Origin of the sequence: Grimontia kaedaensis, from assembly GCF_023746615.1 — a bacterium.
In the GTDB taxonomy this organism is placed as follows: Bacteria; Pseudomonadota; Gammaproteobacteria; order Enterobacterales; family Vibrionaceae; genus Enterovibrio; species Enterovibrio kaedaensis.
On the sequence record NZ_CP082275.1, the window covers coordinates 1,618,417 to 1,632,512 of the forward strand.

Here is a 14,096-nt window from a genome sequence, read left to right on the forward strand (position 1 = left end):
TAAGCCAAAGGGAGCCACCCGGCTCCCTTCGCATTTCCTTTCAGCCTGCTTTAAGCTGCCTCCACCTTCACCCTAAAGAAAATCGCATAGAACAACGGTATCACCACCAAGGTCAGTATGGTTGCGAACAGCAGACCAAACATAATGGTCACCGCCATGCTCTTGAAGAAAGGGTCAATCAAGAGCGGGGCGACACCCAGAATGGTGGTGAATGCGCCAAGCAATACCGGACGGGCGCGGCTGAGAGCGGCGTCGATAATCGCAAAGTAGGCCGCTTTACCATCGCGGGTTTCTGCGTCTGCCTGATCAACTAGTACAATCGCGTTTTTCACCATCATACCAATCAAGCTCAGGAAGCCGAGGATCGCCATAAACTCAAACGGTGTCTGGAACACTATCAAACCGACAGTCACTCCCACAACCGCCAGTGGGGCAGTCAGCCAAATCACCAAGGGTTGGCGCAGGGCGTTGAACATAAAGACAACGGCCAGAATCATGGCTGAAAATCCATAAGGCGCAGAAATCACTAGACCTTCGTTAGCATCTTTGGAGGCTTTGTATTCTCCGTACCACTTGAGCTCGTAGCCCGCTGGCAGGTCAATGGCTTCAATCTTGTTGCGGACATCGTTGAACGCATCCGCTGTCAACACACCTGGTGCAGGGTCAGCCTGAACCAGAATAGTTGGCACGCGGTCGATTCGGCGAAGAATTGCATCTTGATACACCACGTCGACTGAATCGACTAACTGGCTTACCGGAATAAAGGAGCCTGCTGCTGGGCTGAATACCTCGGTGTTCTCTATTGCACGCTGGTGGTTGCGTTCGCTTTCAGGAGCGCGCACCACAATCGGGATCAAATCATCGCCTTCTCGGTAAACTCCCACGTTACGTCCCGTCAGGGTTTGTGCAATCGCCTGGTTAATTTCCTGCGTAGTCAGGCTGAAACGCTGCGCTTCTTCGGAAGAATAAACAGGACGAAGCACTGGCACTTGCTGACGCCAATCGTCTTGCACCGCAATCAGGTTATCGTCGGCCAACATGATGGCTTTTGCTTGTTCTGCCAACTGCCGCAACACAGCACTGTCAGGGCCTTTAAAGCCAGCTTCGATTTTCTTACCGCCACCACGGCCAAGCATGAACTTCCACACCTTGATAGAAGCGTCTGGGTATTTCGCATCCAGTTCGCTTTGCAGTTCACCAAGAAGCGGGGCGATTTTGGTGTAGTCGTCGATATCAATCAGCAATTGGCCATAGCTTGGGTTACGGGCTTCCGGTGCGTAGGTCAGCATAAAGCGGAGGCCACCACCGCCAATAAAGCTGGTGATATTGGTGATGCCTTCTTTTGCTTTCACGTCTTTCTCGATGTCTGCGACAACGGCTTTAGTGCGCTTGATGTCTGAGCCTTGCGGTAAGTACACATCAACCACGAACTGAGGGCGTTGAGATTCCGGCATAAAGCCCGGAGGAACGAACTGAACACCCCAAATCGCGGCGGCCATTGTACCGAACAGCAGGGCACAACTGATGATGCGGCGTTTCAACACCCAGGCCAGCAAAGCTTTGTAACCTGTCACCATACGACCCGGTTTCTTATCGGCTTTTACCGGCTTCACTTTGAGGAAGTCATGGCACAGCATTGGCGTGACGGTAACGGCAAACACCCAGCTCAGGAACATGGAATACAGGATCACCCAGAACAGGGAGCCCGCGTATTCGCCCATGTCTGATGGCGACAAACCTATCGCACTGAATGCACAGATACCGACGACTGTGCCGCCAAGCAGAGGCCATATGGTGGCGTTCACCACGTCTGAAACCACAACCGTTCGGTCTGCATCGGGTTCTTGCTGCAATCGCACCAGAATACCGTCGGTTACTACGATGGCGTTATCCACCAACATGCCAAGCGCGATGATCAGCGCACCCAGCGAAATACGTTGCATGGCGATATCTTCAATCAGCATGATGCAGAGCGTGCCTGCGACAGTCAGCAGCAGGACAAAGCCGATAATCACACCAGAGCGGACGCCCATAAACAGCAGCAGTACAACAAATACGATGGCAACCGCAGCAATCAGGTTGTCGATAAAGTTAGCGACGGAATCACGCACCGAATCGGACTGCATGGAGATAACATTCAGTTCCATGCCGAGCGGACGCTGGCTTTCCAGTTCTGCTAGACGCGCTTTTACTGCGTCACCCATATCCACGACGTTACCGCCGGTGACATTCGAGATACCAAAGCCGATCGCACGCTCGCCGTTGTATCGCATCAGCATGGTGGAAGGCTCTTTGTAACCTCGCACGATGTTGGCGATATCACCCAGACGCAGCACGGTGTTGTTATCACCGACTGCGACCTGCAGGTTTTTCAGGTCGGCAACGGAATCAATGCTGGAACTTGGGATCACCGGAATACGCATGGCTTGGGTTTCAATGCTGCCCGCAACTGTCACCAGATTTTGCTTTTGCAGCACCTGGAAGACTTTTTCTGCGGACACACCAAATTCCGCCAGACGTTCGCTGGAGATCTCGACGAAGATGGTTTCCTGTTGCTCCGCCAAGGTTGCGGTTTTTGCTACGCCCGGTACCAACACGATTTCACGGCGAAGGGTATCGATATAATCCTGCAGCTGCTTATCGCTAAATCCTTCTCCGGTCACGGCAAAAAACAGGGCGTACACATCCGCAAAATCGTCGTTAACAATTGATGGGCCAGCGCCTGGAGGCAGCTGCCTTTGGGCGTCTGAAACCTTACGGCGAAGTTTGTCCCATACCTGTTGGAGGTCAGCGCTGCTATTGGCGAACTCAAGTTTGATTTCAACCGTCACCTCAGACATGCCTTGCATGGAGACGGATTTCACCTCTTTGAGTTCCTGAAGCGATTGCACCGCGCCTTCGATAACATCGGTCACTTCGTCAGAGACTTCCTGTGCTGTTGCACCGGAATATGGGGTGACGATGACCGCCTGACGGATTACAAACTCCGGATCTTCAAAACGACCGAGTTTGAGGTAGCTGATGTAGCCGCCAATCAGGGTGAGGGCAATTAGCACCCAAACACTGGTACGTTTGGCAATGGTATAACGTGCGATATCCATTGTTATGCTCCAGTACGTTCGTCTGTGTAAGGGCGCACTTCCATGCCTTCTCTCACGCTGGAAACTCCTGCGATGATGACACGTTCGCCAAGGGCCAAGTTCTGTTTCACGACAATGCGGTCTTTGACCAGCGCGCCCACGTCCACATAGCGTTTTTCAGCTTTGTTTTCGTCACCGACTACCCAGACGAACTGCTTGCCTTGGTTATCAGGAACCACAGCGGTCAGCGGCAGGGTGATAAGGGTGTTTTCGTCAGTAATAGCATTTGTGTATGGTATGACTTTCACGGCCATGCCCGGCAAAACGCGGAAGCCATTCACCTGCTCAAGCCCGAGTACGACGGCATAGGTCTGGGAGACTGAATCTGCCTGTGTAGCAAAAGTGCGCAGTGTCAGCGGGAACGCTTGCCCTGGAATCGAAGAAATCTCTGCGATGGCTTTAGTGCGGTTACCACCAGACAACATGACTTGATGAGGAATGTTAATCACCACTTCCAAGTCGTTGAGGTCATGCACGGTTAGCACAGGTTCATTGGCTTGCACCTGAATGTGGTTATCCACCATTTTACGGCCAACAATGCCATCAAACGGTGCGTGAAGTTCGGTGTATTCAAGCTGGCGCTTTGCTTCAGCAACACGGTTTTTTGCCAGATCAAAGCGTGTGGTGATCGCATCTAAATCGGCTTTTGATATCGCCTGGCTTTTCTTATAAATAGCCTGTGCACGCTCGTATTCCAGCGTGGTGTTTCTCAGTTCAAGTTCTGCCGACTCCAAGGCTGTTTTGGCATCGCGAGAATCCAGCGTTGCCAGTAATTGGCCTTTTTTTACTTCATCACCTTCATTGACGAAGATGTTGGTCAGCCGGCCACCCATGCGGAAGGCCATGTCTGCGCGCTCAGCCGCGCGCACCACACCGTTAAAGCTGAGATCAGCGGCTTGTTGTGTATTGACGATTTCAGTTAAGGCAGGCTGGATGACAGGCGCGGCGACTTGTTCAACCGCTATCTCGCCACATCCTGCCAGAAGAAAAGAAGAGATGATCAAAGTAGCAATCGCGCCGCGCTTGAATGACGGTTTGCCGAAAGTGTTGATGACCATGTAGTTCCACTCCACAAAGAGACCGGCCTGCAAAGCCGGTCTGATCAGACAATTTGGGGTTTGTGTTAAAACCAAAAGTAAACTCTGGAGTTTATCTTAAGCGTGTTATGCATTAAGGTAAACTCAAAAGTGTACTTTTTGATTCCAACTTGGTAGATTTGTCGCGTTGAGAAAAGGAGAGAGCCCATGACACGCTCAGAGCAGAAGCGCCTGGCGATCATCACTGCAGCCAAAGAAGAGTTTATCCAGCATGGATTCGCGGCTGCGAATATGGACCGCGTCTGCACAACAGCAGAAGTATCAAAGCGCACGCTTTACCGTCATTTTGAAAGCAAGGAAGTGCTGTTTGAATCTGTGCTGACCATCATTCAGTCTTCGATTGATGAAAGCTTAAGATACGAATTCGAAGCAGACAAAAGCCTGAGTGAGCAGCTCACTACAATTACGCGAAATGAGGTTGAAAACCTATATGGTACGTATGGGATTCCTTTCACCCGAACCATCTTGATGGAGTTCTTGCGTCAGCCAGATATGGCAAGACAGATCATTTCAAAAATCTACACCAATAAATCGCTGAACCATTGGTTTGATGAAGCGCAGAAGGCGGGGAAAATCAAAGCCATCAAATTGGAGCTGCTGACTCAGACATACTCAAGCCTGTTTAACGGCATGTTCGTATGGCCACAGGTATTCGACATGCAGCCAATTCCGGAAGGGAAAGATCTGGATGAGAAGGTTGAGCATATGGTGAGCGTAGTGATGGGGTGTTGTGCAGCCTAACACTCCACGTTGTACTTTCTACTTCTGACACTTGATAAAGATGAAATTAGGGTGCTTTCTTAAGCGCTCGTAGGTTTGCTGGCAGGTTTGTTTAATAGTTTCCGAAACCTGTCCTTCTGAAATCTGAGTGATAGACAGCCCGGCATTGGTGACTGCATTCGTGATTTCAACCAGTGGTCGACGGTAGAAGTTCACTTGAACCGGGGTGCCGACAGTATTCCACTCCTCTTGCACCAACTCGGTATCGAAGTAGTTACCCGATGTGGAACACTCAAAGTCTGCAAACGGGTGGTGGGTGGAAAACGCCATGTATCCGCCAGGTTTTAGCACGCGATAGACATCGCTAAAAAGGGCGGTGAGGTCTTTCAGATAATGAATGACCAACGGACAAACAATGACATCGTATTGCCCATCAGCTTCTTTGGGTAAGCCTTCTGATAGGTCCTGAGCATACGCCGAAACACGCTTATTAAACTTGTTCTTCACTATGTTGACCATCTCAGCAGAGAAATCGAGGCAGGTGACTGACGCAGCACCTTCACTCAAGAAGTATCCTGCATACACACCGGACCCACAGCCTAGATCCAAGATATTCTTTTCTTTGATGTCGCCAAGCATGGCTTGAAGGTTAGGCCGTTCAAACAACGCATTGTAGATATTGCCTTGAATTACTTCGTCATATTGCTGGGCAAATTTGGAATACATGTCGGATTTCATGATTTTTCTTTGGGCTCATTGGTGACGGAAAACCACGGCATTTTGCGTGTGAGTAAACTGAAATACAAATCTTCTTAAAAGGGAAAATCCCAATAAGGTCAGTCTTTCCATACACTTGCCGGTAAATCCATTGAATGTATGAGGATTATTACGAATCGGTAACCTAAAAGTAAATAAAAATGGGAATGGTTATCATTGACTAATGTTCTGAAAATTAAGACTTTTTCTGGTTGTTGTTCGCCTTAATTTCACTTAGGATGTGGCACATATTTTGGGATTACCAGCGTTATGAAAGGACCATCACAATGAAAGGTCATCAAGACATTGTCGTTGAGCTGAATAAGATTCTCACCTCCGAGCTTACCGCAATTAATCAGTACTTCCTGCATGCAAGAATGTTGGGCAATTGGGGCGTTGAAGCGCTCAATAAAGCCGAATATAAGAAGTCTATTCAAGACATGAAGCACGCTGATAAGTTGATTGAACGCATCTTGTTTCTGGAAGGTTTGCCTAACCTGCAACATCTTGAGCGCCTCCGTATTGGCGAGGAAGTTCAGGAAATGATCGAATGCGACAAAGTGATGCTCGAAGAACAGTTGGTGCAACTGAAAGAAGCGATCGCCATCTGTGAAGAGAAGCAAGACTATGTAACGCGTGAGTTGTTAAATGAGATCCTTGAAGATGAAGAAGAGCATCTGGACTGGATCGAGTCTCAACTAGAACTGATTGGCCTGACAGGTCTGCAAAATTATCTGCAAGCGAAAATGGAGAAATAATCATGAAAGGTAATCAAGAAGTCATTGATGGTCTAAACCGCTTGCTGACAAACGAACTGTCTGCGATGGATCAATATTTCGTCCACGCGCGCATGTACGAAGATTGGGGAATGGATGAGCTGTATGAGCGTATCAATCACGAGTCTGAAGACGAGCGTGAGCATGCTTCTATTCTGATCAACCGCATTCTTTTCCTGGAAGGCACGCCAGATGTTCAGACTCGTGAAAAGTTGCTGATCGGTGCTGACGTTGAAGAGATGATGCAGAACGATCTGAAATACGAGTACATGGTGGCTGCAGAACTGCGCACCGTAATTGCGCTTTGTGAAGAAAAGCAGGACTATCAGACCCGCGAAATCCTGTTGAAGCTTCTTGATGATACCGAGTCAGACCATATGTACTGGCTGGAGAAGCAACTTCGCTTGATCAATATGATTGGTATGCAGAACTACGTTCAGTCAAAAATGGGTAAATAACCCACATCGAATTCGAAAAAGGCCGCTTTGAACAGCGGCCTTTTTTTATCCGAGTCCAAACCATTACCTGAAACTGGAGGTTTGTTGGCTACACCGTTTTTACTTGTGAAGGTTCTAACTAACTGGACTCTATGATGGTTTGCAGGAGGCTTAATCGACTGGAGAACCATGGTTTGAAACCAGCGATTGTTCTAACGTATTCGGATGCTAATGAATGACTTATGAATTAAAGTAACTACCGCGCTGGAAAGGTAATATCAATACGATTGTGTGGTCATTAAAAGCGGTATGCTTTCTAATCAATATGACTAAAATTTTACCCTTCTTCCGTCACTACAACTTTACCTTGATTGCCAACGTAAAAGCGCACAACGCTCAGTCGGTTTGCTTCTTATGGTGAAAGGAATAATTGGAAGCGATGTTGCTATTTCGACAGATTTAAAGGCAGAATCTCTGGCTAGTGCTATCGGTTATCCTTCTCTGTTTCATTATTTCCATATAATGACAAAATCGCTAAGGTTTGAGGATGTATGTTCGCAAGTATTTGAATGCCTTTAAGTTATTGAATGTATTGCTTATTTTGCCGCTTGGAGTAGGTTATTTGTTCTCTTTAACAGCGGTGAAGTTGATACTGGGGTTTCCGATGTGCTTAGTCGGGTTAACCTAGTATGAGGCATTAATCTTTCATTATATTTCCCATTGAATTATGTATAGTGATTTTCAATATTTGTATAGAAAAAAAGCGCATCAAAAAATGTGGGAATAAAAAATATAAAGAGCATAACGTACTGTATATATTGTTTAAATTCTAGTAATAAGAGAAAAGTCCTATAAAACCAGTTTGATATATTAAGACCTCCAATCATTCTCTTCTCACAATAGATGTCTCATAACTAAGACATCTATTTCTCATTTGAGTCACCCTGTTTTTATTCCTAATGTTTCACTCAGGCGGTGGTCGCTTTTCACAAGGGGTGAATATGTCCGATTCTAGCTTCAATGAAACAGATGGAAATGACGTAATAATAGGAACAGGCTCTGGGGACACGATAAATGGTGCTCTAGGTGATGATTCTATTAATGGCGGCCAAGGCAACGATGTTATCTATGGCAACGGCACGGACCGAACGACAGGCTCATCGACGCAGACCTCCACGATAGAAGGTGGGGTAGATAGCACGATCTACAACATTCAAGCAGAGACGGCACTGAAGGTAACGCTGTCTGATATCGTTTCTGGTGCGGGTTTCAAAAACAGCATCGGCTACTATATTGTCGACGACAATGGAATGGTCATTCAGTCCTCCGTTTTAATCGATAACGCTAAAGAGGCTAACTCAGCTGCTCTCGAGATAACCGCGCCGGAGAATGCGGCCAAACTCGGTATGTTTCTCATCCCGAACGGCGATAGCCGTGGCTTTGACATCGGTGACGTAACACTCGACTTATCAAATGACAGTCCGACAGTGACACAAGACAATGTCACTGTTGGCGTGTATCTCACAGAAGCTCCTCTTAATAACAACGACCAAGACCATGAACACTTTGATGGCGAAACCTCTGGTTGGGAAGACCTCTGGAACTTAGGTGACAGAGATTACGACGATGTCACGTTTAAAATTGAAGTTACCCAAATACAAGTCATTGAGACAACCGACAACGACACCATTCGCGCCGGAAAGGGTGATGATGAGGTCTACGGTAATGGAGGTGACGACACCATATACGGTGGCAAAGGTGAGGACTTCTTAAGCGGCGGTAGTGGTAACGATGTTATAAACGGTGGTCGCGGTGCAGATGAAATTCAGGGCGGAACGGGAAACGACGAGCTCTCTGGGGGTCGTGGTAACGATTCAATTTGGGGTGGCGACGGCGATGATGTCCTGAAAGGAAACAAAGGCGCAGACTTGCTGCAAGGTGGCGAGGGCGACGATCAACTCTTTGGCGGCAAAGGCGCAGATGAGCTTTATGGTGCCAGTGGAGATGATGTACTAAACGGAAACCGCGGCGCTGACCGTCTGTTCGGTGGCGATGGTGACGACATCGTTAATGGCGGTCGTGGTAATGACTATGTGAAAGGCGACGCCGGGGACGATACGCTCTCTGGTGGCAGAGGCAGTGATGAATTAAAAGGCGGCATGGGCAACGATGTGCTGCGCGGTAATCAAGGCGCTGATGTGCTCTATGGCGATGACGGTGATGGAGCAACACGCGGGCCAAACCTTGTGCTCAACGGCGGGTTCGAATCTTACGGTGACGACGATAGGAGAATGTGGAGCCTAGTCAACGATGAAGACGTACCTGGCTGGGAAAGTGAAGGCAATATTAAGATGGAATTCCAGCAGGGTGGCTTTGGCGGCGGTCCTGCCAATGATGTAACAAACACTGTGATGGAACTTGATTCCACCGCAAACGCGACTGTTTTCCAACAATTCGATGTTTCATCTATTTCTGCGCAACAAGATGCGGCGATGGAAATCAGTTTCGACCATGCCAACCGATATCGTGGTAGTAACACCACAACCAGTGCTTTTTCGGTCAGTGTGACGGACCAAGATGGTGATGTGCTGTATTACCAATATTTCGATAACGACCAATCAAATCAAGCCTACGAATCTTTCAGCAGTCTACTGCTACTGCCTGAGGGGACAGAAAGCATCAAGGTTGCTTTTTCCGGTGAAGGGCAATCTGATAGCTATGGCGCACTGATCGACAATATTTCTCTGGCTCAAGTCTATGAAACTGTAGAGATTGACGGAGAGACCGTCACCTTTACAGGCAATGCCGACACTCTCTATGGCGGTAACGGAAAAGACGAACTCTATGGCGAGTCTGGAGATGACACGCTCCACGGCGGTAAAGGTGCTGATCTTTTGGATGGTGGCACCGGAGATGATGTGCTCAAAGGCGGCAGAGGCGCTGACGTCCTTGAAGGGGGCGTTGGGGAAGACACCTTGTTCGGCGGCCGAGGACAAGACACGCTTGACGGTGGAGACGGAAACGACGTCCTGAAAGGTGGCAGAGGTGCTGACGTTTTAGACGGCGGTGATGGTGACGATTCACTGTTCGGTGGTAGAGGACAGGACACTCTCAACGGTGGTGACGGAAATGATGCTCTCCATGGCGGTAGAGGTGCTGACACTCTCAATGGTGGTGAAGGAGAAGACACGCTCAAAGGCGGAAGAGGGGCCGATGAACTTAACGGCGGCCTCGGTGACGATACACTCTTTGGCGGCCGCGGGAGTGACATTTTAAATGGCGGTGATGGCGTTGATTCCCTTCGCGGCGGCAGAGGTGATGACGAGCTCAACGGCGGCAAGGACGACGATACACTTAAAGGCGGCAGAGGAAGTGATGTCCTGAAAGGCGACTCTGGTGAAGATACCTTATACGGTGGCAGGGGCGCAGATACGCTCTATGGCGGTTCTGACAACGACATGCTCTATGGCGGATTAGGCGATGATACGCTCCGTGGTGACAGTGGTAACGATACTCTGCACGCAGGGAACGGAAACGACCTTGTCTACGGCGGATCGGGCGATGATGTGGCCAACGGCGGAGCAGGTGATGATAGCCTCTACGGCGGCACCGGTGCTGACATACTGAATGGTGATGTGGGTGCTGACAAACTATATGGGGGCGACGGCAACGATATCGTCAACGGTGGTGATGGCAACGACTATGTCAAAGGCGACGACGGCGATGATGTGCTCAATGGCGGTGAAGGTGACGATACCCTCCTAGGCGGTATTGGTAATGATGTCTTGAATGGCGGTCTCGGCGCTGACACTCTGAGGGGAGAGGACGGTAACGATACGCTCAACGGTGGCGACGGTAACGATGAACTCATTGCTGGCATCGGCGACGATGTTCTGAACGGCGGTATTGGCGATGATCTCATGTATGGCGATGCAGGCGATGACAACCTAAACGGTGGCGAGGGCTCAGACATCCTGCAAGCGGGTACTGGTGACGACGTCCTCAACGGCGGTGATGGTAATGACGAGCTTTATGGCGCTGAGGGCAATGACGTCCTCAACGGCGGTGACGGCAATGACATCCTGAAAAGTGGTATCGGTAACGACTCTCTTTCAGGTGGTGATGGCAATGACTCCATCTGGGGTGATGATGGCAACGACAACATCCAAGGTGGAGATGGTGATGACCTGGCATACGGCGGTGAAGGTAATGACTTCGTCAAAGGTGGCTTAGGTAATGACACTCTATATGGCAGTAACGGTGACGACATTGTCTGGGGTGATAATGGCAATGACACCCTCTACGGCGGCTCAGGTGCCGATGTGCTGGTTGGTGGCAGCGGTGATGATACCCTGAACGGTGGCGGTGATGACGATATCATGCTCGGCGGTTGGGGTAACGACACCCTGTCTGGTAGCAGCGGCAGCGATATCGTATACGGCGGCGGCGGTGATAATAGTCTGGAGCTTGGAAGCGGCAACAATACCGTCGCTTACGACGGCAAAGGTAATGATGCTGTTATAGACTTCAGCACCCGTGATGACAAAGTCGTGATTTCGCGCTCTACGAATGTGCTGTCATTCGGTGCACTTGCGATGGCGCAAGTCGGTGTAGATGTAGTTATCACTATGGGCAGCAAAACCCTGACGCTGGAAGACACACTGCTGCAAAACCTTTCGGAAGATAACTTTGAGTTTGTCAGTGAAGAGGATTTCTCAGCACTACTTAATAATGACGGCGCGCCGACTTTCAGCCAGGAAGGCATTGTTGAGCAATCAGCGGGTAACTTCTTGGTGGCTGGAAATCTGCTTGCCGAAGCGGATACTTCCGGTAATTGGAACATGAAGACTGTCGAGGTTGATGGCGCAGTCTATGAAGTTCCCGAAGGTACCTTGGTTGTTCAGACTGAACGCGGCGAACTCACCATTTACGGTTCAGACGATGATCGTCACGCTGAGGGTGAATACGTTTACCAACTGTCGTCTGATGCTTCATTGGGCGAAGAGATTGAACACTTTGAACTGAAGTTGGAAAATGACTTCGGCGATACAGCAGACATGTCCTTGGATATCAATGCAGGTGAAGATGTTGATATCCCGCTCGGAAACCTGATGGAAGTTATTGAAGGCTCAGAATTGGACGACAACCTTAACGGTGGTGATGTAAACAACGACATCTACGGATATGCCGGCAACGATATCATTGATGGTGGCTTAGGCAACGATCTGATCGCAGGGGGAGCAGGCTCGGATGACATGTACGGCGGTGAAGGCTCAGACACCTTCATCTTCCTGCAAGGTGATGCGGCTGTCGGAACAGTAGATACAATCCATGACTATGAGCCTGAACTGGACGTGCTGGATTTTGCAGACGTACTGGGTGAGGTTAGCGATGACGACCTTGGCAGTTATCTCGTTGCGCTGGAAGAGAACGACGAAGGCGAAGCGGTACTTTCAATTGCCACAGAAGGCGACGCAGTTGACCAGCAAGTAGTGTTTGCATCAACCTCGATTGAGGACATGGTTAACGCCTTCGGATTGGATAGTGATGCTTCCGGTCAGGATGTCATCAACTCCATGATCGAAGAGAGCAAGCTAATTACACAGTCGTTCTAAACCAATATCTGAAATCAAACGCCTGGGAGAAATCCCGGGCGTTTTTGTTTGTCATCCGGGCTTAGTGACACAAACAAATCGTTTCCCTGCAGGCAATTTATCCTAGTTTGTCCCCCTTGTTTGGGCTCGCTAGTCTCAGTTAACTGTTGACTAGGGAGAACAAAACGATGGGCACTGACAGCAGAGGGTTGATATACACAGGCACAGATGACGCTGGCGTTAAAATGTTTGAAGCTGCATTGGAATGGATTTTCGACTATCGCCCAAATGCCATGGAAAAAATAGATTCCATCCTGGAAGCAAACCCAGAGTTTGTGATGGCCCATGTCTTGAAGGGTTACAGCATTGCGAGTGAAGGACGCTATTCATCATTGGCTGGCATTTCTTATGTGTTGAATTCCATTCGTTCTCTCGCCAAACAAACCAATAGCCGAGAGCAACAACATATCACTGCATTAGAAGCTTATCAGCGGGGAGATATCAAAACGGCACTCGATATTTGGGCTGGTATATTGAACCAATGGCCGCTGGACTTGCTCGCATTTCGTCAGTCTACTGGCAACCTTTTCTGGTTTGGAGAAAGGCAGCGTCTTGTGGATACCGCGGCGAAGATCGCTCCTCACTGGGGAGAAGATATTTCAGGCTACGGTTATTTTATCGGTGCTTTCAGTTTTGCGCTTGAAGAGGTTGGGGAGTACCAACTGGCTGAAGATTATGCCCGTAGAGCGGTTGAGCTAAACCCTGCGGATGTATGGGCCGTCCACTCTCTCGCTCATGTGCTGGAAATGAATGCACGCACTGATGAGGGCATAGACTGGATAGAGTCACGCAGAGAACAGTTACCTACCCATAACGCGTTTGTCGGCCATCTCTGGTGGCACCTTGCGCTGTTCCACCTTGAGCAGGGCAACATTGACGAAGTGTTCTCCCTTCTTGACCACCATATTTACCCTGAACCTTCCAATTTCTACTTGAGTGTGCAAAACGGCGCATCGCTACTGAAGCGTTTGGAGTTTTTGGGTATTGAGGTTGGTGAACGTTGGCAGCGGCTCTATGAAGGTGTGCGGGATGCTTATGGAGACTATATCTACCTGTTTACTGAACTTCACTCCGCCATGGTGCTCCATCGTGCGGGTGAAAAAGAGGCAATCTCTTCATTGAAGGGAAAGCTAGGTAACCCAAATGTTCTGCGTTACCCCATTGAAAATGAGCTTTCCCAAAAGCTGATTACGGGTATTGAAGCCTTTGAAAATGGCAATTTTGCCCAAGCTGCAAATTTGATCACGCCAATTCGATATGACATGGCGAAGCTGGGTGGAAGCCATGCCCAACAAGATATTCTGCATCAATACCTGATCAACGCTGAAGTTGAGCAAGGCCATTTGGAAACAACAAAAGGCTTCCTCAAAGAAAGGGTGTCTAGAAGAACCCAGTGGGACTCTGCGGCCGAGGTTTACTTGAGAAAACATGCTGAAATTGAAAGTTTGGCATTGGGTGACGAAAACCAAGCGTTAAACCAGCTACTCAGACGAGTTTTATAAATCTTATCAGCGAC

Annotated in this window: 8 protein-coding genes; 5 read left to right on the forward strand and 3 right to left on the reverse strand. The window is 49.0% G+C overall.

The annotated features are described in order from the left end of the window. Nucleotides 1–50: 50 nt before the first annotated feature. Together K6Q96_RS07575 and K6Q96_RS07580 are read right to left on the reverse strand one after the other, a co-directional pair. Nucleotides 51–3,101, reverse strand: a complete 3,051-nt coding sequence (locus K6Q96_RS07575) for an efflux RND transporter permease subunit (RefSeq protein WP_251879184.1) — start codon at nt 3,099–3,101, stop codon at nt 51–53. 2 nt (nt 3,102–3,103) lie between these two features. Then, nucleotides 3,104–4,198, reverse strand: coding sequence for an efflux RND transporter periplasmic adaptor subunit (locus tag K6Q96_RS07580; protein ID WP_251879186.1), 1,095 nt, complete (start codon nt 4,196–4,198; stop codon nt 3,104–3,106). 186 nt (nt 4,199–4,384) lie between these two features. On the opposite strand from K6Q96_RS07580, the gene K6Q96_RS07585 reads away from it, so the two are divergent. After that, nucleotides 4,385–4,978, forward strand: coding sequence for a TetR/AcrR family transcriptional regulator (locus tag K6Q96_RS07585; protein WP_251879188.1), 594 nt, complete (start codon nt 4,385–4,387; stop codon nt 4,976–4,978). 18 nt (nt 4,979–4,996) lie between these two features. Here the strand turns inward: K6Q96_RS07585 and K6Q96_RS07590 are convergent, their stop codons facing one another. Further along, nucleotides 4,997–5,695 (reverse strand): class I SAM-dependent DNA methyltransferase, encoded by a 699-nt coding sequence (locus tag K6Q96_RS07590; protein WP_251879190.1) that lies wholly within the window; start codon nt 5,693–5,695, stop codon nt 4,997–4,999. A 305-nt stretch (nt 5,696–6,000) separates the two neighbouring features. Between K6Q96_RS07590 and bfr (K6Q96_RS07595) the strand changes: the two genes are divergently transcribed. The 4 genes from bfr (K6Q96_RS07595) (at nt 6,001) to K6Q96_RS07610 (ending at nt 14,082) form a co-directional block, all read left to right on the forward strand. Further along, a complete protein-coding gene (bfr, locus tag K6Q96_RS07595; RefSeq protein WP_251879192.1) occupies nt 6,001–6,471 on the forward strand; it encodes a bacterioferritin in 471 nt (156 codons plus the stop codon). A 2-nt stretch (nt 6,472–6,473) separates the two neighbouring features. Next, nucleotides 6,474–6,947 carry a bacterioferritin gene (gene bfr, locus K6Q96_RS07600; RefSeq protein ID WP_251879194.1) on the forward strand — a complete coding sequence of 158 codons (474 nt, stop codon included), beginning with the start codon at nt 6,474–6,476 and terminating at the stop codon, nt 6,945–6,947. 980 nt (nt 6,948–7,927) lie between these two features. After that, on the forward strand, nt 7,928–12,541 hold the full coding sequence (locus K6Q96_RS07605; RefSeq protein WP_251879196.1) for a calcium-binding protein: 4,614 nt from the start codon (nt 7,928–7,930) through the stop codon (nt 12,539–12,541). 167 nt (nt 12,542–12,708) lie between these two features. After that, entirely contained in the window at nt 12,709–14,082 is a 1,374-nt protein-coding gene (locus tag K6Q96_RS07610) for a tetratricopeptide repeat protein (protein ID WP_251879197.1), read from the forward strand. Nucleotides 14,083–14,096: the final 14 nt, after the last annotated feature.

Bases quoted from the DNA above. Each gene is read 5' to 3' on its own strand.
- K6Q96_RS07610 (WP_251879197.1), top strand. From the start codon at position 12,709: ATGGGCACTGACAGCAGAGGGTTGATATACACAGGCACAGATGACGCT.
- K6Q96_RS07605 (WP_251879196.1), top strand. From the start codon at position 7,928: ATGTCCGATTCTAGCTTCAATGAAACAGATGGAAATGACGTAATAATA.
- K6Q96_RS07580 (WP_251879186.1), bottom strand. From the start codon at position 4,198: ATGGTCATCAACACTTTCGGCAAACCGTCATTCAAGCGCGGCGCGATT.
- bfr (WP_251879192.1), top strand. From the start codon at position 6,001: ATGAAAGGTCATCAAGACATTGTCGTTGAGCTGAATAAGATTCTCACC.
- K6Q96_RS07575 (WP_251879184.1), bottom strand. From the start codon at position 3,101: ATGGATATCGCACGTTATACCATTGCCAAACGTACCAGTGTTTGGGTG.
- K6Q96_RS07590 (WP_251879190.1), bottom strand. From the start codon at position 5,695: ATGAAATCCGACATGTATTCCAAATTTGCCCAGCAATATGACGAAGTA.
- bfr (WP_251879194.1), top strand. From the start codon at position 6,474: ATGAAAGGTAATCAAGAAGTCATTGATGGTCTAAACCGCTTGCTGACA.
- K6Q96_RS07585 (WP_251879188.1), top strand. From the start codon at position 4,385: ATGACACGCTCAGAGCAGAAGCGCCTGGCGATCATCACTGCAGCCAAA.